This window comes from Bacteroidia bacterium (assembly GCA_026932145.1).
Lineage (GTDB): Bacteria > Bacteroidota > Bacteroidia > J057 > JAIXKT01 > JAIXKT01.
The window spans coordinates 111896-131510 of the sequence record JAIXKT010000001.1 but is presented as its reverse complement, the minus strand read 5'-3'; the positions used below and the strand labels follow the sequence as shown (position 1 = coordinate 131510).

Here is a 19615-nt window from a genome sequence, read left to right as displayed (position 1 = left end):
GCAATATGGAGAAGTGGCATACTGTTTTATCACCTTTGTCAAAAGGCAGTAGGAATTATCGTTTGAACCTACTCACAAGGCTAATCAGCATCCTTATGTGTATTTGGATAGCTGATTGTAAAACTCTGATTGCTCAGCAAGATTCTATCAAGGTTCAAGGAAGCCTGCCGGAGATAACAATTGAAGACTTTTGGGGTAATGCAGAGAAAAACTTAGGGAATAAAATAATCCTTGATTCCATCATAAAAACTACTTTACCGGCTGTTTCTCTGGCAGAGTTATTGGCCTCAAATGGCAGCGCTTTTCCCAAAAGTTATGGAATCAATGGCATTGCTACAATCAGTTTACGGGGAAGCTCCGCCGAACAAGTAGCCTTAAAGTGGAATGGAATTAACCTAAACAACCCACAATTGGGGCAAGCCGATATTTCATTACTACCAGCTACTATTTTTGAATCCATTGAAATTCAACCAAATGTTACACTTGATAACCTTAATTCTTCCGGAGGAACAATTGAACTAAAGTCTAATGAAAAAATAGATTCTCTATTTTCTGCTCAGGCAATTTTTAGAGCCGCAAGTTTTCAGGATTATAGAGGCAGTTTAAAACTTCAAAAAGGGTACAAGTCTTTTGATTTCAAACTATTAGGATATGGGATGAATCAGAAAAATGATATTTCGTACCTTAATCCTTATCACAATAACCAACGGGAAAGGTTAGAACATTCTAAAAATGAGCAACTTGGAACGATGCTTTATCTTGCCAAAAAAGTTCGTACTACAACCTTTCTATATTCCGGTTGGCTACAAAATGCAAAGCGGCAAATACCGCCCACTTTTTCACAGGCTTATTCGGATGCTGTACAACAAGATTATTTTTATAGGAATTTATTGACAATCTTATTTTCAAATTGTTGGATAAAAAATATTGATATTGCCCGTTTAGATGACCAAATTCATTTTGAAGACTTACAGGCTAATATCCATAGCTTTAGCCGCTCTGAACGATATGTTGGAAAAGTTTTAAGCAAAGATTTAATTATTAAAAACTGGGTTAATCATTTGGATATTACCGGAGAATGGGTGCAAGCGGAGGTTCGTGAGTATCAAACCCCCAAGCAGCAATTAACCGGCACTATTAAAGGTAGCTCAATCTTTACTAATCATTGGCTACGATTACAATTAGGAGCTGTGTATCAGAAAGTTACACAAATGAAAGTACCTCTAACCGGTGCTATTTTAACTGAAATTCTGCCTTTTCAGAAAGCAATTAAGGGGAATATTTTATTTAAAATCTCGCTAAATATAGCTCGGGAGGTGCGTATTCCCACGCTAAACGACCGCTACTGGATGCCGGGAGGGAATCCGGATTTATTACCCGAAGAAAGTTGGAAACAAGAGTTAGCTACGAATTTAAAGTTCCATAATTTTGATTTTCAAGTAATTGCTTTTCACAGATGGGTTAATCATTGGATACAATGGATTCCGGTAGGGGGCTTTTTTGCGCCTGTAAATATTCCAATGGTGAGGGCACGGGGCTTAGAAACAAACTTTTCTTACCAAACCAAATTCACAAAAGGTTTTGTAAGAACTTCTATAACGGGTGCTTTAAACCAAATAACCAAAGAAAAAACAACTCAAATAGCTGATGCTTCCTTGCATAAACAAATGATTTTCATACCGTTGGTAAATTCTTCTTTTCAAATATTACTTTCCTATAAATATTGGCAATTTCGTTTGAGTGATGTGTTTTGCGGTTTTCGGTATATTTCAGCAGATAATTCGGCGTTTTTACCGGGTTATAACTTGCTTAACTTTTCTATTAGTAGAAATATTAGGATAAAAGCTACCGCATGGAACTTAGCATTCGGGGTAGAAAATACCCTGAATCAAATGTATGAAATTATGCCGGGGCGGCCAATGCCCGGAATAACTTTCTGGTATTCAATTCAATATAAATTAAATCAAAATAAACACAATTAATTTTTATGTTAAATCTTTTTTTAAGAATGACCGTTTTATCGGTATTGTTTAGTTATCAGGTTTCTAAGGCGCAAGTAGTAGCTGATTTTGATGACCTTCAGCCTACGATTAGGGGTTACTGGAATGGGTCAGATGGCTCAGGCGGCTTTTCTTCAGGGATTTGCCATTTCTGGAATTCGTATGATTCAACATGGAACTCATGGATAGGTTGGGCGTATAGTTTTATGTATGACACAGTTACAACAGGTTTGGGAAATCAATACAGTGCTTATGCAACTCCTTTACCCGGATCATTCAGGCAGTTTGGGCTTTCTTACGGCCAGCAAAATGGCTTTCAAATACAATCCTCTTTCACCAGCGGTTATGGTTATCTGAATAGTTTGTCAATCGCCAATTCAACTTATGCGGCTTGGGCAATGCGAGATGGAGACGCTTTTTCTAAAAAATTTGGCGGCCCTTCAGGAAACGACCCAGACTACTTTAAAATTGTATTTAAAGGATTTTTGCAAGGAAACCTCACAGACACTGTTGAATTTTATCTCGCAGACTATCGCTTCACAAACAATAACTTAGACTATATCCTAAAAGGATTTCACTCAATAAATTTGACCCAACTCGGATTAATAGATTCACTTGGATTTGAACTGTTTTCTTCTGACACCGGAATGGCTTGGATTAACACACCTACTTATGTTTGTTTTGATAATATCGAATATATGATTCCAACAAATACAAACCATACTTTGCAACATCCAGATTTTCAACTATATCCAAATCCTGTTTCCGAAAAATTATATTGGAACCCTATCTCAAAAGGAACAGTATTTATCTACAATTTAACCGGCCAACTCTTAAAAACAGAAAATTTAGCATCCGGTGAAATGCTTGTTAATGATTTAGCATCAGGAGTTTACATAGTAAAAACAATCTCTGAATTTGGTAATTTTACTACACGGATAATTGTAAATCATTGATTTTAAAGATGCTAAAAATGAATGAGGAACACTGCAAAATAGTGTTCCTCATTCATTTTTTTAAAAAAAGTAGTTTATTGGCTTTTATGCCTAACGTTCGGATTATTATGAAATAACCATTTCAGAGACTAAGCTATAAACAATCGGCTTTGCTGCGAATAAGGTTTTTGTTTTTGTCCAAATATTCTTAAAAACCTCACTATTACGGTAGTTTTCTAAGTGTTCAGGTGATTCCCAGTGGCTTATAGTATATCTTACTGATTTATTATCCAAATCTTCTAAGAGTTCTAAATAAAGGCAGCCGGGCATAGCTCGTATCAATTCCTTAGACTCACTGAATAGTTGTGAAAATTCGGTTATGTATTCCGGTCTAAATTCCAGTCTAACAATACGTTGAATCATGGTTTATAAAATATTTTTAGGGAAAATTTAATTGGTTCTGTATAATATAAATTGCACAAGTGCTTCTAATGATTTTTTGGGCGGGGTATCTGGGAAGGTGTTTAAAATAGCTAATGCTTGTTTTACATAATTTTCCATAGCTTGTTTGGCATATTCTATGCCATTATGTTCATTCACAAATTTATAGAGAGTCTGTAATTTTTTATAGTCGGTATTTTGGTATCTAATTGTAAATAAGATTTTTCTGCGTTCAATCCAAGAGGCTTGGTTTAGGGCATGAATTAGCGGGAGGGTTAGTTTTTTTTCTTTTATATCAATTCCGAGTGGTTTTCCGACAGCTTGTGTTCCGTAGTCAAATAAGTCATCTTTGATTTGGAAGGCTATTCCGGCGAGTTCGCCGAATCGGCGCATTTTTTCAATAATTTCTGGGTCATTATTGGTACTGGCAGCTCCGCAGGCGCAGCAGGATGCAATTAAGGAAGCGGTCTTTTGCCGGATAATGTCAAAGTAAATAGGCTCATCAATATTCAGGATACGAGATTTTTCTATTTGAAGAAGTTCCCCTTCACTCATCATCTTAACTGCATTAGAAACAATTTTCAGAAGTTCAAAGTCATTGTGTTCCAAAGACATAAGTAATCCCTTGGAGAGCAAAAAATCGCCTACAAGAACAGCTATTTTGTTTTTCCAAAGAGCATTTAAGGAGAAGAATCCGCGTCTTTGATCGGAGTCATCTACCACATCATCATGAACAAGCGTAGCAGTATGCAGTAATTCTACCAAAGCTGCACCGCGGTAGGTCGCGGGTTGTATTCCACCGCAGACTTGGGCTGAAAGAAGCACAAATAATGGGCGCATCTGCTTTCCTTTTCGCCGCAGGATGTAGCGCATAATAGTATCTAACAGAACAACGCGCGTCTGCATGGAAGACCTAAAGTATCGCTCAAACTGCGCTAATTCCTGCGCAATTGGAGCCTGAATATCTTCCAATGTTTCACCCATTCGCCCGCAAAATTAAAAATTTTATATGCTAATTCGATAATTTATTTATCCAGATTTATCCAGAATCTACCAACAATTAACTGCGTGTGGTAAGCCAAACGCCTGTTAATATCACACACATACCTGCTAAGTGCATACCTGTAATAGCCTCATGGTCAAGGGCTCCCAAAAGTATTGAAATTATCAGTGTTAAAAATGTTCCGGTAGAGGCAAACAGCGCACTTGTTTGCTTAATTAGCCAATTAAATAATACTAAGGCAATAGCAGTATTCAAAAAGCCCAGTATTACTAAATACATAAAAGACTCCCAAGCCCCTTGTACCGTAGAAAGTTTATAAAAAACATCTGAAAAAAACAACCCTGCCCAGCATATTGGCCCAATCATAAGCAAACATATTGCCGAAACTGCGGCAGCCGGAACATCGTGAAAATGCTTCTTTAAAATATTAATATTTATACCATAAAAACCTGTAGCTAAGATAATTAAAGCTCCATACTTAACGTTTGACTCTATACCGCCTCCGGGCTTTAGTAAGACCAAACTGATAGCACCAATCAAACCTAAGCAGATTCCGGCTACTTTCCGCCACGTAATTTCGGTTGAAAATAACCATGCCCCGAAAAGTAGCGTAAATACCGGCGTTAATGAATTTAGAATTCCGGCTGTAGAACTCTGGATAAACTGCTGTGCTATACTAAACAAAAATGCCGGTATTAAGTTCCCAAAAATCCCGGCTAAAAATAGTGGCAATAAGGGAAGTTTTATCTGCTTGTTTAGATAAAAAATGGCTACCGGTAATAATCCTGCACTTGCAACTCCAATACGTATCATGGCAATTTGAGCAGGATTAAAAACAACTAAGCCTCTTTTAATGAAGAAATAAGATGCCCCCCAAACAATTACCAAAAAGATATATACCAGCCAAACTTGTAGCGGATATAATCCTGCTTTTTGCTTTTTCAATGACTGCAAAATTATGGTTTTTACTGCGGGTTTCTACAAATTTAGATGCCTAAAAGTTCTAAAAAGTTGTGGAAATTTGCCGGAAGTGTAGGCTTGTTGTTCGTTTTAAGGTGTAATTATTGCCGCTTTGCTTATAGTACACTATCTTTGCTTTAGCAATGCGTAATCCACATATAGAATCGCAGTTTTTACCGGAAGATGTAGAGGAAAAAGCCTTACGTCCCAAACGATTTGAAGATTTTTTAGGCCAGCATAAAAATGTTAAAAACCTAAAAGTGTTTACTCAGGCGGCGTTATTGCGTCAAGAAGCCTTAGATCACGTATTGCTTCATGGCCCCCCAGGTTTGGGAAAAACAACCTTAGCGGCTATAATAGCTCAGGAATTACAAGCTAACCTCAAAACAACAAGTGGCCCCGTTATCGAAAAACCTGGAGACTTAGCCGGATTATTAACCAATCTTGAAAAGGGAGATGTCCTGTTTATTGATGAAATTCACCGACTTAGCCCCGTTGTAGAAGAATATTTGTATTCCGCAATGGAAGATTTTAAAATTGATATTTTGATAGAAACAGGCCCTAATGCCCGCTCTATTGAAATCAAATTGAACCCCTTTACCTTAGTTGGAGCAACTACCCGTGCCGGGCTGCTTACCTCTCCAATGTTAGCTCGTTTTGGCATTCAATGTCGGTTAGAGTATTACGACACAGAACTATTAAAACAAATTGTTGTGAGATCTGCTAAAATGCTGAGAATAAATACATCCGAAGATGCTGCCATAGAAATAGCTCGTAGAAGCCGAGGTACCCCCCGAATTGCTAACCGCTTACTACGCAGATCCAGAGATTTTGCACAAATTGAAAATCAAGGCAACCTTTCCAAAGAGCTTGCCCAATATGCCTTAGCTGCCCTTGAAGTGGATTCCGCAGGACTTGATAAAATGGATAACAACTTACTTTTGACGTTATTAGAAAAATTTGGCGGCGGACCGGTGGGCATTAATACATTAGCAACAGCTATTGGAGAAGATGCCGAAACCATCGAAGAGGTTTATGAACCATACTTAATTATGGAAGGTTTCCTAAAAAGAACTCCGCGTGGGCGCGAAGCCACAATAAAAGCCTATACTCACTTTGGAAAAATTCCCCCAACCCAGCATAGCCAGCTATTTTAAAAAAATATTAACAATAAATTTATATTCGCTTCATTTTTTTTCGTTTTTTTGGATGTGTTCAAACTCTTTTCTATTCAGATAGCAATTTTTCTCATTGCTTTTCAATTTAGCTATGGACAATTAGTGGATGATTTCTCTGACGGAGACTTTACCAATAATCCTACTTGGCAGGGAATAACCGCAAACTTCACCGTTAATGCAGCAAAACAGTTGCAAACCAATGGGCCGGCGGCTACCGCAATAGACTACTTAGTTACTAATCAATCTTTAACAAATGATATAGTATGGGAATTTTACGCCAGATGTAACTTCAGCCCAAGCACAACTAATTTAGCTCGGGTTTATTTAATAAGTAATCAAAGTGATTTAACCGCTGCTTTAAATGGATATTATCTTCAGCTTGGCGGAGAAACAGGTAATAATGATGCAATAGAACTTTATCGCCAAGCCGGACTTACTAACCAGTTGGTAATCAGAGGAATCAATGGAAGAGCCGCCAGAAATAATAATATTTTCAGAATTAAAGTTACCAGAAGTGCAACCGGATTTTGGGAAATTTATTCAGATTCATTAGGAGGAACGAACTATATTTTGGAAGGAACAGGAACAGACAATACCTACACCACATCAAACTTTTTTGGGGTTTATTGTAAGCATACAACATCCACAGCAACAAGTTTTTATTTTGATGATTTTTATGTTGGGCCCCCAATATTGGATACTATTCCGCCACGTATCTCTAACATTACAGTTCTGAGTGATAGTAGTTTACGGATTAATTTCTCTGAAAATTTTATTTTACCTTCTGGTGAAAATATCTTAAATTATGAAGTCATTCCCAGTATTTCTAATCCTTATTTAGTGAATAGACCCGGAGGGAGTTTTTCACAAGTAGAATTATTTTTTGCCTCAAAGTTTATAGATTCACAGAGTTATCAATTAATTATCAAGAACATACAAGATGCTGCACTGAACTCAGCACCAGACACCATGTCTTTTGTTTGGTACGCACCGGTAGTTCCACAGTTTAATGATGTAGTAATAAACGAATTACTTCCTGACCCTACGCCGGTTGTGGGATTACCGGCGCAGGAGTTTGTGGAGATTTTTAACCGAAGCACTAAAGTCTTAGATTTAGCGGGTTGGAAAATAACCGATGGCACAACAACCGCTACATTGGGAAGCTATCAACTCAAACCCGACAGTTTTTTGATTCTCTGCGCAAATACTTACGTCTCATTGTTCAGTCCATTTGGTTCTACGCTTGGATTAAGTTCTTGGCCATCCTTAAATAATTCCAGCGATACAATCACCATAAAGGATTCTAACAGCAACATAATAGATGTTGTTTCATATCAATTATCTTGGTATCAGGATGTTAGCAAACAAAATGGTGGTTGGAGTTTAGAGCGTATTTTCCCGAACGGGTTATGCCCCGGAATATCCAATTGGCGAGCCTCTATTGACCCTGCGGGTGGAACCCCCGGAAGAACCAATTCGGTCTTAAACCAACCCTTAGATGTGTATCCTCCTAATTTACTCAGCAGCGCAATTTCCGGAAATTCAGTTGCTTTAATATTCAATGAAGCAGTAGATTCAGTAACGGCAGTTAATTTACTGAATTACAATATAAACAATGGTTTTGGTTCACCTACTAATTTAAGTCTTTCAGGAGATAAAACACAACTAACACTGACTTATGGCAGTTCTTTTTCTGTGGGAGTTCTTTACACATTGATTATTAACCAGATAAAAGATTGCTTAGGGAATGCCCAAAGTAATTTATCGGTGATATTAGGTATTCCGGAGGTTGTTTCGGTGGGTGATATTCGTTTTAACGAGTTATTACCGGATCCGGATCCGGTGGTTGGGCTACCGAACCAAGAGTTTGTTGAGTTAATCAATGTAAGTGGTAAGTTATTGGATTTAGGGACGTTAGAGATTCGGGATTTAAGCACCGGTAGTTTTTTAACGCCGATGTTATTGCCACCGGATAGCATCGTTATTTTATGTTCTCCGGCTAATGTTTCTTTATTTTCGCCTTTTGGCCGAGTGTGCCCGACATTGAGCACCTTACCTTCGCTAAATAACAGTAGCGATAATTTCAAACTATTGGATAATTTCGGGAATGTTATAGATTCAGTTGCATATCAATTATCTTGGTATCAGGATGTTAGCAAACAAAATGGTGGTTGGAGTTTAGAGCGTATTTTCCCGAACGGGTTATGCCCCGGAATATCCAATTGGCGAGCCTCTATTGACCCTGCGGGTGGAACCCCCGGAAGAACCAATTCGGTCTTAAACCAACCCTTAGATGTGTATCCTCCTAATTTACTCAGCAGCGCAATTTCCGGAAATTCAGTTGCTTTAATATTCAATGAAGCAGTAGATTCAGTAACGGCAGTTAATTTACTGAATTACAATATAAACAATGGTTTTGGTTCACCTACTAATTTAAGTCTTTCAGGAGATAAAACACAACTAACACTGACTTATGGCAGTTCTTTTTCTGTGGGAGTTCTTTACACATTGATTATTAACCAGATAAAAGATTGCTTAGGGAATGCCCAAAGTAATTTATCGGTGATATTAGGTATTCCGGAGGTTGTTTCGGTGGGTGATATTCGTTTTAACGAGTTATTACCGGATCCGGATCCGGTGGTTGGGCTACCGAACCAAGAGTTTGTTGAGTTAATCAATGTAAGTGGTAAGTTATTGGATTTAGGGACGTTAGAGATTCGGGATTTAAGCACCGGTAGTTTTTTAACGCCGATGTTATTGCCACCGGATAGCATCGTTATTTTATGTTCTCCGGCTAATGTTTCTTTATTTTCGCCTTTTGGCCGAGTGTGCCCGACATTGAGCACCTTACCTTCGCTAAATAACAGTAGCGATAATTTCAAACTATTGGATAATTTCGGGAATGTTATAGATTCAGTTTCATATCAATTATCTTGGTATCAGGATGTTAGCAAACAAAATGGCGGTTGGAGTTTAGAGCGTATTGAACCTCGAAATAGTTGTTCTGGAATAGGAAATTGGCGTGCAAGTATAGATTCTGCGGGAGGAACACCCGGAAAAACAAACTCAGTAACCGGCCAGTTTTTAGATACATCCGGACCACAACTTATAAGCTATAATTTAACATCTACCTATGATACATTAACTCTTTACTTTAACGAAAGTATTGATTTCTCTTCATTATCAATAAATCAGTTAAATATAACTCCAACAATAGGTTCACCAACACAGATTTTACTTATTGATGCACAAACAGTTAGTTTGGTTTTACTTCAACCAATAACTTCCGGAATAATTTATCAACTAACAGTTACAAACTTTAAAGATTGTATTGGCAACCTAACTAATTCCCAAACGATTTCGATAGGTGTTCCAGAGCAAGGATTATTAAGAGATGTGATATTCAATGAGTTATTTCCAGATCCTGATCCAACACAAGGCTTACCTGAATATGAATTTGTAGAAATTTTTAATAGAAGTTCCAAAATAATTTCACTTGCCGGCTGGAAACTAACAGATGGCTCAAGCACAGCTACAATAAATGACTTTATGTTGATGCCACAACAATACCTGTTAATCGCTTCGAGTGCCGTTAAGCAGTTTTTTGAACCTTTTGGAAGCACTGTTGGGGTTTCTAATTTTCCTTCTTTAAATAATTCGTCTGATAAATTAGTTTTAATCAACAACTTAGGAGAAATAGTTGATAGCGTAACATATAGCGATACTTGGTATCAAGATAATGTAAAAAAAGACGGAGGCTGGACATTAGAAAGAATTGACCCAAACGAATTTTGCCACACAACCGGAAACTGGATTGCCTCAAACAACAGTATAGGCGGAACACCCGGACAGCAAAATTCCGTTATAGGAAGTTTTATAGATACAGATATTCCACAAATAAAAATAATTCAAACAATTAATAATCAGGAAATTATAATTACTTTTTCTGAAAATATGAACCCTGATGCTATTGCTAACCCATCATTATACTTTGCCTCCCCAACGCTTGGAAATCCAATGTTAATAACTCAACTAAATGATTATCAGTTATTAGTAAGATTTTCTGCTAATATTGACAGCAACTTTGTTTATTCGATTCAAATAAATGGACAAAAGGATTGCTCTGGAAATCAGGCGGGAACATTGAGGGGGGAATTTTTTATACCGGTAGCTGCTTCGGCGGGCGATATTCTGTTGAGTGAAGTTTTACTTAGCCCTCCGGTAGGCGGCCAACGCCACGTAGAACTCTATAATAATAGTTCCAAAATTATTTCCTTATTTAACTGGAGCTTAGCTAAAGGAGATGCGATTACGGATAGCATTATTTCACCTAAAAAGCTATCTAACAGTGATTTAATCATTCGCCCCGGAAAATATCTTTGTTTTAGTAAAGACACAGCGTGGACACGAAGTTGGTTTTTGCCACCGGATACTGCACAATTTGCCCGAGCAGAATTACCAACATATAGCGACTCAAAAGATAAAGTCTATTTATTATCAGCTGATAATCAGATAATTGATAAATTAAATTATACTAATTCGATGCATTTTGGGGATTTATTAAACAAAAGGGGAGTTGCTTTGGAACGATTAGATTATTCCCGACCTACAAATATGTCGGGTAATTGGTTCTCTGCCTCTGCTGATGTGAATTTTGGAACACCCGGCTATCGAAATTCTCAGAAAAAACCTGATAATCAATCAAATACGGAGGTAAGTCTTTCGCCTGAAGTATTTTCTCCTGACGAAGATGGCTTTAATGACTTTCTGGCTATTCAGCTAAACTTCCCAACGCCCGGAACCGTTATCAGCATACAAATTTTTGATGCCGAAGGCCGAAAAATCAGAAAATTAGCCAACTCTGTAACTATTTCTTACGAAGGTGAACAAGTTTTGTGGGATGGAACAGACGAAACAGGCAGAAAACTATCTGTGGGAAGTTATATTTTCCTTGTTTCTGCCCACAACCCAACTGACGGATTTCATAAAGAATATAAACTAACAGCAGTATTGGCCGGTAAATTTTGACCGGAAACCTGAAAAATTGTATTTTTGCTAAAAAGAAATAACTTGGAAAATGTTTATGATTACGTAGTAATCGGATCTGGGTTTGGCGGTTCGGTTTCGGCAATGCGGCTAAGCGAAAAAGGCTATTCGGTTTTGGTGCTTGAAAAAGGAAAACGCTGGAAACAGGAAGACTTTCCAGAATCAAATTGGAAAGCCGCAAAATTCTTATGGTTCCCTAAATTAAAATTCTTTGGTTTTCAGCAGCTTACATTTTTCAAGAGACTCTTTGTATTGAGTGGGACAGGAGTAGGCGGCGGAAGTCTGGTTTATGGAAATACCTTATTCATGCCTCCGCAGGCATTTTACAAAAATCCGGTTTGGGCTCATCTGGGAGATTGGGAAACAACATTAGCTCCCCATTATGCCGAAGCCCGTAGAATGTTAGGCGTAACTAAAAACCCACTCTTAGGTGCTGAAGATGAAGCACTTAAAAAAGTGGCAACAGAGTTAAATCGTGAATCTTATTACCATTCGTTAGATGTTGGAGTATATTTTGGCCCAACTGATAAACCGACTGACCCTTATTTCAACGGTGAAGGACCTCTACGAACCGGATGCACAGCTTGCGCAGGCTGTATGGTGGGCTGCCGCTATAACGCAAAAAATACTCTTGACAAAAATTATCTATATTTTGCCGAAAAAAAGGGCACTATTATCCAAGCTGAATCATACGCTTGGAAAATAGAATATCAAGATAATATTTACAAAATATATTGGAAATCAACAACATCCAAAAAGTCTGGTATAATTTTAACTCGAGGCTTAATTTGCAGTGCAGGTACACTCGGCACACAAGATTTATTACTCAAACAGAAATATAAGTACCAAACGCTAACAAAACTTTCTGAAAAATTGGGGTTTGGGATTCGTACCAACTCCGAAATGCTCTGCGGAATTACCGATATTCCTCAGAAAGTAAATAACGGTATTGCTATTTCTTCGGCCTTTAATGCCGATGAACACACTCATATAGAAGTAGTTAAATATCCGGAAGGCTCAGGCTTGATGGCACGTTTAGCAATACCGGCTACCGGTGATGCCCACCCATGGATACGACCAATTAAGTTTTTGGGAAATTTACTCTTAAATCCTTTTTCTTATTTCAAACTACTATTTAAAAGCAAGATAGAAAACAACACTATTATTTTGCTGGTTATGCAAAATATAGATACTAAAATGCGTATGGTTTTCAAAAAAGGGATTTTGGGCGGAAGAATAACCTTAGAACCTAACCAAGATGAGAAAGTACCTGCCTTTATCCCTAAGGGTCAGGAGATTATGCATCATTATGCGCGTGTAACCGGTGGGAAACCGATGAACGCCGCTACCGAAGTAATGTTTAATATGACCACAACAGCTCACATCTTAGGGGGCTGCCCTATGGGAAATGATACCCAACAAGGCGTTGTGAACCCTAAAATGGAGGTTTTGGGATACCCAAATTTCTTTATTTTAGACGGTTCCATTGTGCCTTGTAACATCGGCGTAAATCCCAGTCTTACAATCACAGCTTTAAGCGAATATGCACTATCCTTTATTCCTAACAAACAAGACACTGTAAATGAATGAGTTAGTATCTCACTATCAAAATACAACTTTTATACAAGATTTTTGCCAAAAACTAACCCAAGAGCCTGTTTTTTTTCGTTGGCATGGCTGTTCAGGTAGTCAATTTAGTATAGCACTGGCTGCCGTAACAGAAATTTCTAAGCAACCTACTTTGGTTATTTGCAATAATAAAGAAGAGGCTATTTATTTGTTGAATGATTTAGCTTATTTGCAACCATCTCTTAAATGGCTTTATTATCCGGCTACGTTTCAGAAACCGTATCAAGTTGATAAAATTGACAATGCAAATATTATCAGAAGAGGAGAAACTATTAATGAAATTTACACTACCGGCGATTCTAACCTTTGTATTGTAACCTATGTAAGTGCCCTTTGTGAGAAGGTTTTAAATAAAAAAACGCTCCAAAAGAGTATTTTTCGCATTCAGGTTGGAGAAAATAGCGGTATATCTTTTATTGTAGAACTTTTAGAATCGTATCATTTTGAGGAAGTTCCGTTTGTAAGCGAACCCGGCCAATTTGCTGTTCGTGGAGGAATTGTAGATATTTTCAGCTATGCAAATGAGTTCCCTGTTCGTTTAGAATTTCAGGGAGATACTGTTTCCGAAATCCGTTATTTTAACGCAGAAACGCAGTTATCAATCCACAGTACGAATGAATTTTCATTACTGATTAATTTTCAGGAAATTTCAAATCAAGAAGAATATATTCCATTTTTAAATCATCTTCCCAATAACACAATAATCTTTGCTAACAATTTTGAATATATTAACCATGAATTAGATAAGTATTTAGAAGTTGCGCAGGTTTATTATGAACAGCAGCAAGAAAAAACGAATGGGGCAAGCCTTTTATCAGAACCAAATAAGGTTTATGCTTCATCAGCAGTTATTCAAGATATTTTTAATCAGCGTGTTTGTATAGAATACGGAAGCCTTACTTCGCTTTCCCCAAATACTGAAACCTTAATATTTACTGGAAATGCGCAGCCACTTTTGAATAAAGATATGACTGCCTTAGCCAAAGAGTTAGAAAACTTAGCCGAAAAAGACTTTAAAACATATCTATTGGTGGAAAATGAAAAGCAGTTTAATCGGTTACAAGAAATTTTGACTGGAATAGCTCCCAAAATAAATTATCATTTAAGAATAGGAGAATTGTATGCCGGTTTTATAGATAGCGCGTTAAAGATAGCCTGTTTTACTGACCATCAGATTTTTGAACGTTATCAGCGACCCAAAACGAAATATGCACGGCAGCAATCTAATAAAATTTCGATTAAAGAATTAATAGAACTTAAACCCGGAGATTATGTGGTGCATGAAGGATACGGAATAGGCCGTTTTGGAGGGTTAGAAAAAATCAAAAAGGGAGAGATTGAGCAAGAAACCATCAAACTTTTTTTTCGAGATAATGATATTTTGTATCTAAGTATCAGCCGGTTACATGAGGTTTCTAAGTATTCAAGTTCAGAAGGAGCTGCTCCGCAGTTAAGTAAACTGGGTAGTGGAGAGTGGAGTCGAACCAAATCCCGCGTAAAAAGCCGCGTTAAGGAGTTGGCTTTTGACTTAATATCTCTTTATGCTAAAAGAAAAGCCCAACCCGGATTTGCCTTTTCGGCAGATACCTATATGCAAAAAGAATTAGAAGCCTCCTTTTTATATGAAGATACACCAGACCAATTTACTGCTAATGAAGATGTTAAAAAAGACATGGAAAGTAGCGCGCCAATGGATAGGCTCATCTGTGCAGACGTAGGTTTTGGAAAAACAGAAATAGCAATCCGTGCAGCATTTAAAGCTGCAATAGACGGAAAACAAACAGCCATTTTAGTGCCCACAACAGTTTTAGCTCTACAGCATTTCAAAACATTTTCTGAAAGATTACAAAAATTTCCCATTACAATTGATTACGTAAGTAGGTTAAAATCAGCCAAAGAAATAAAAGAAACACTAAAAAAATTAGCAGACGGAAAAATTGACATACTGATTGGGACACACCGAATATTGTCAAAAGACGTTATTTTCAAAGACTTAGGGCTTTTAGTCGTTGATGAGGAACAAAAATTTGGCGTTAATGCAAAAGAAAAGCTAAAAAACCTGCGTTCAAATGTTGATACGCTAACCTTAACTGCAACACCAATTCCGCGTACACTTCAGTTTTCGCTTATGGGAGTACGGGATATGTCGGTGATTAACACACCACCACCAAATAGACAGCCAATTGATACTCAATTATTTACATATAACGAAGAAGTTTTACGTAATGCTATTGATGTAGAATTACGGCGAAAAGGGCAGGTTTTTGTTGTAAAAAACAGAATCCAAGATTTAGAATCAATAGTTGCTAAGATTTTAGAGTTAGCTCCGGAAAGCAGGATAGCCATCGCGCACGGGCAAATGTCCGGCGAAAAAGTGGAAGAAATCATGCTGAATTTTATAAATAGAGAGTATGATATTCTGGTTAGTACCACTATTATAGAGTCGGGCTTAGATATTCCAAACGTTAATACGATTATTATCTATGATGCTAACTTGTATGGTCTGAGTGATTTACATCAGATGCGGGGTAGGGTAGGCCGTTCAAATAAAAAAGCACATTGTTATTTATTTTCTCCACCACTTTCTATCCTTAGTACAGATGCTCGTAAGAGGCTTGCTGCCATTGAAGAGTTTTCGGAAATTGGCAGCGGGATTCATATTGCTATGCGCGACTTAGATATTCGCGGCTATGGAGATATTCTCGGTGCAGAACAATCCGGATTCGTATCCGAAATAGGCTATAAACTATACAACAAAATATTAGAAGAAGCTATTCTTGAAATCAAAGAAGAAAGCTTTAAAGACTTGATTAACAATAAAGGAGAAGCTATCGTTAAAGCAAATATTAATGCTAAAGATTGTATTGTTGAAGCTGACTTAGAGATGTATATCCCCGATGAATACATAAAAAGCATATCTGAAAGATTACATTTCTATAATCGGCTGAGCAAATCTCAGGGAGATACTGATATTCAACAGATTTCCAGAGATATGATAGATCGGTTCGGGGTGATTCCAAGACCCGTTTTGAGTTTATTTGACATAGTGAGAATCAGGGAATTATCCAGAAAGCTATCAATTGAACGTATTACATTAAAAAGTGGAATTGCAAAATTGGTTTTTCCTCACCAAAATAAAACCCAGTTCTATAATTCACAACAATTTACGAATCTACTTGCTGAGTTAGATAAACTACCTAACCTTCAACTAAAAGAAGATGATGGTCATTTAGTTATCCGAATAGGAAATATAGCATCACTCAAAGACTTAACCTTATTAGTTAAAAGATTTCTAAATATTTCTTATAGTGAGGTAGTTAATGCATAACATTAAAGTAAAATATACTATAATTTAGAGGAAAGTTTGCTCATTAATGAAATAAAAGGGCTTGTGTTTTGCATAATATAAAAATGCAGATTTTTCAAGCCGGCTTCCAATAGCCCAAGAGATTGATGATATGCCCAGTTAATACCTATTTCTAAAACGGTTTTATCATTTGTGGCATTTAAAATATCTGATACTAATTCTTCGGGTAGGTTTACAAAGAACGACCGAGGTATTGAGTGCAGTTGTTTTTTTGAGGTTAAAATTTTAAGTCCTGGCAAAATAGGAATTGTAACCCCCTTTTTACGAGCTTGTTCTACAAAATCAAAATAGTATTGATTACTAAAAAACATTTGGCAAACGGCATATTCTGCACCGGCATTTTGCTTGGCTAATAAATTATCAATATCAAAATTCAGGTTAGGAGACTCAAAGTGTTTTTCTGGATAAGCTGCCACTCCGATGCAAAAATTTGACGGGTAAGCGTCAATCAAAGTATCTTGGTAAATACCTTTATTCATGTTAGCTACTTGTTTTACCAAATCTAAGGCGTGATTATTGACGGTTCTACCTACTTGGTCTCTGCGCGGTTGGCCGTCTCCACGAATTAGGAGCAGATTTTCAACCCCCAAATAATTCAGTTCTATTAAGGCGTCTTCGGTTTCTTCACGGGTAAAGCCATTACAAAGTAGGTGTGGAACGGGATCAACGTTGTATTTATATTTAATAGCTGCACAAAGCCCAAAAGTGCCGGGACTTTTTCTTTTGGTTCTACGCTTGATTGTTCCGTCCGGCATTTCTTCTAAAATGGCTTCTGCTGCATGGCTGGTAATGTCAATAAAGGCCGGTTTATACGGTAAAACGCTCTCTATTGCTTTATGCAGTTGATGGATATTGCTACCTCGCTTAGGGGGGATAATTTCAACACTAATATGCGGATTTTTGGCTAATGCTAAATGTTCTACTACTTTCATTCGATTTCAGTAAACAAATAAGTTAAAAGTACGGTTTCAAAAAATTGGTAATGAATAATGATTTCCTTGCTGAACAATCCTTTTTGGAGCGTTGCTTGGATTGTCCCATTGTCAGAAATTTTATTTTGTGGCTGGATTGCTAAGTGATTTCTAAAAGATAATTCCCGCCAAGAATACCATTTATAGAGAGCTTCTTTGGAGCTCCATACAAGGAAGAACCACCGTTCTGGTGCTGGGTTACTATTATAGCAATCTAATTCTGTCGGGTTCATAAACATTCTTTTGACGGCGAAATCGCGAGTCGTTTTGAGTGCTTCTAAATCTATTCCGACACGATATTTTTTTGAATAAACGCCGCCCCCAAACCCGGGGCAGTGCGAAAAAGAAAAATATCCTTCAACATGAGGAGATGTCGGCTCGCCCGTTAAAGTGTTTTTTACTTCTAAGGGATCTGTAAATGGCAAACAAGTTTTGAGTGCTAAGCGGCTTGCTAACCATTCTAAACGCTTTTCGGGCACTTTGATTCGTTCTAACTTTTCTTCTTCAGATTCAAACAGAACTAAACGTTCTCTAAAGAAATCTTCATTTTCACTGGGGTCAACTTTCCAAATGCCTATAAAAATATCTTCATTGGATATATTGACAGGTATAAACGGCATATTTAAAATTTACGTGGATCTTCTTGTTATGCATTTAAAATATAAATCCCCCGAGCAACCATAAGTTTTAAGCCGTCCTTTAGGTAAAAAACGGAAGGTATTAAGATATAAACGATGGCTCCTTTTGCGATATTTCCTTGTGAAATTCTTTGTTGAATTTCGGATATAACGTGTTGCTGGTTAGGAAATTCGGAAGATTTTAATCGTGCACTTTCGCGGTAGTTTTCTATGGTAACATTATCGGCATAATGTTCTGCATGCGGGGAGCGACCTATGGTCTGGTCATCAACATCAACTTCTAATTGGCGTATTTGGGTAATCAATTGTTTATAGGCTGCTTGCCCGTCATTGATAGCGGCAACATAAGAAAGTTGGGCGAATCTAGCTATGGCGTATAAGTCCCCTTGTTGAGTAGGGTTATTTAAACCTAAGGTTTGTGATAAATGGGTTAAAGAATGTATATTTGATTCACTACCGATTTTTAAAATCGTTTCTCGAAGGGAAGAGTTTAAGGGCAGCAAGACTTTTCCTTTTAAAATGGGAGCAGCATCTAAATCTGCTTTTAGGGATTCAATAGCGTGGATTTTGTCTGTTAGTTGCTGCATCTTGAGATCCGTTGAAGTCCGAATCTCTTGTATCCAAGTATTCATCTGGTTTATCTCGGTAATTACCGTTTTACCAAAGTCAAGTTGTTTCGTATTAACTTCTGTTATTTTAGAATTCAGAACATTTATTTTGGCTTCAACTTCCTGAAAAAAAGTAGTTATGCTGGTTTCGATTGCAACTACTTTAGATTGGGTAGTCATTATTTCGGTGGGGGATATTTGGGGTCTTTTTTCTAATGATTCAATCAATTTTGATTGTTCTGTTAGTCTTTTCTCTACGGCTTGGAGTATCTTTTTTCTTCTTCCAAAGGCATTTAGCCAGGTGATACAGAATAGTAAAATTATAATTCCAAATAAAAAGTAAATAATTGTCATTTCGGGGATTCTCGAAATGGGGGAGGATTGTACAATTATAGAGCCTTGTTCTTCTGACTGGTTAGGTTGGTTGGCTGTATTTGCGGTATAATCTTTTTCTTTGGGTTGTTCTGTATTCGGTTGGGGTAATTCTTCGGGGGATTTTGGGTTTTTTAGAAGATAATCACGCAGGGATTCTGACCAGAAAATAACCTTACGGGCGTTATCGCTATCAAATCGTTTGGCATATTTCAGAAGATTGTTATTTCGGTTTTGTAGTTCTTTATAGTTTAAGTATGTAGAATCTTGCTGATAGTTGTTTATTGCTTCTCGGGTGCTAATGAGCAAATCGTATAGCGTTTTAGTGTCTTTATTCGGCTTATCTTGATTAGCACTTTGGTAAATGGTAATCAACTCACCTAACTGATTATCAAATTCTCCCTGTTGGGAATATCCGACACGCAGGAGTAAACCCCAAATCAAAAGTATAAAAAAAATAAAATTCT

12 protein-coding genes are annotated in these 19615 nt (G+C 37.3%); 6 read left to right on the top strand and 6 right to left on the bottom strand.

Annotated elements, in window-relative coordinates:
* Window positions 1-5: 5 nt before the first annotated feature.
* Both LC115_00535 and LC115_00530 read left to right on the top strand, forming a co-directional pair.
* On the top strand, window positions 6-1982 hold the full coding sequence (locus tag LC115_00535) for a TonB-dependent receptor (GenBank protein MCZ2355167.1): 1977 nt from the start codon (window positions 6-8) through the stop codon (window positions 1980-1982).
* A 5-nt stretch (window positions 1983-1987) separates the two neighbouring features.
* Entirely contained in the window at window positions 1988-2956 is a 969-nt protein-coding gene (locus tag LC115_00530) for a DUF4465 domain-containing protein (protein MCZ2355166.1), read from the top strand.
* Window positions 2957-3061: 105 nt separating this feature from the next.
* Here LC115_00530 and LC115_00525 read toward each other — a convergent pair whose 3' ends face one another.
* The 3 genes from LC115_00525 to LC115_00515 form a co-directional block, all read right to left on the bottom strand.
* A complete protein-coding gene (locus tag LC115_00525; GenBank protein ID MCZ2355165.1) occupies window positions 3062-3358 on the bottom strand; it encodes an antibiotic biosynthesis monooxygenase in 297 nt (98 codons plus the stop codon).
* Window positions 3359-3385: 27 nt separating this feature from the next.
* Entirely contained in the window at window positions 3386-4360 is a 975-nt protein-coding gene (locus LC115_00520; protein MCZ2355164.1) for a polyprenyl synthetase family protein, read from the bottom strand.
* Window positions 4361-4436: 76 nt separating this feature from the next.
* Window positions 4437-5324, bottom strand: coding sequence for a DMT family transporter (locus LC115_00515; GenBank protein ID MCZ2355163.1), 888 nt, complete (start codon window positions 5322-5324; stop codon window positions 4437-4439).
* 158 nt (window positions 5325-5482) lie between these two features.
* On the opposite strand from LC115_00515, the gene ruvB reads away from it, so the two are divergent.
* From ruvB to mfd, 4 genes are read left to right on the top strand one after another with little or no spacing between them, the layout of a single operon-like run.
* Entirely contained in the window at window positions 5483-6496 is a 1014-nt protein-coding gene (gene ruvB, locus LC115_00510; GenBank protein MCZ2355162.1) for a Holliday junction branch migration DNA helicase RuvB, read from the top strand.
* A gap of 54 nt (window positions 6497-6550) precedes the next feature.
* Window positions 6551-11545, top strand: coding sequence for a lamin tail domain-containing protein (locus LC115_00505; protein ID MCZ2355161.1), 4995 nt, complete (start codon window positions 6551-6553; stop codon window positions 11543-11545).
* Between the two features lie 24 nt (window positions 11546-11569).
* Window positions 11570-13153 carry a GMC family oxidoreductase N-terminal domain-containing protein gene (locus LC115_00500; protein MCZ2355160.1) on the top strand — a complete coding sequence of 528 codons (1584 nt, stop codon included), beginning with the start codon at window positions 11570-11572 and terminating at the stop codon, window positions 13151-13153.
* A complete protein-coding gene (mfd, locus tag LC115_00495; GenBank protein MCZ2355159.1) occupies window positions 13146-16520 on the top strand; it encodes a transcription-repair coupling factor in 3375 nt (1124 codons plus the stop codon). The genes LC115_00500 and mfd overlap by 8 nt, the downstream gene beginning before the upstream one ends.
* A gap of 17 nt (window positions 16521-16537) precedes the next feature.
* Here mfd and LC115_00490 read toward each other — a convergent pair whose 3' ends face one another.
* The 3 genes from LC115_00490 to LC115_00480 are packed head-to-tail and all read right to left on the bottom strand — an operon-like array spanning window position 16538 to window position 19592.
* Window positions 16538-17491, bottom strand: a complete 954-nt coding sequence (locus LC115_00490) for a methylenetetrahydrofolate reductase (GenBank protein ID MCZ2355158.1) — start codon at window positions 17489-17491, stop codon at window positions 16538-16540.
* On the bottom strand, window positions 17488-18150 hold the full coding sequence (locus LC115_00485; protein MCZ2355157.1) for a 4'-phosphopantetheinyl transferase superfamily protein: 663 nt from the start codon (window positions 18148-18150) through the stop codon (window positions 17488-17490). The genes LC115_00490 and LC115_00485 overlap by 4 nt, the downstream gene beginning before the upstream one ends.
* A 26-nt stretch (window positions 18151-18176) precedes the next feature.
* Window positions 18177-19592: a hypothetical protein gene (locus LC115_00480; protein ID MCZ2355156.1), complete on the bottom strand. Its 1416-nt coding sequence runs from the start codon at window positions 19590-19592 to the stop codon at window positions 18177-18179.
* Window positions 19593-19615: the final 23 nt, after the last annotated feature.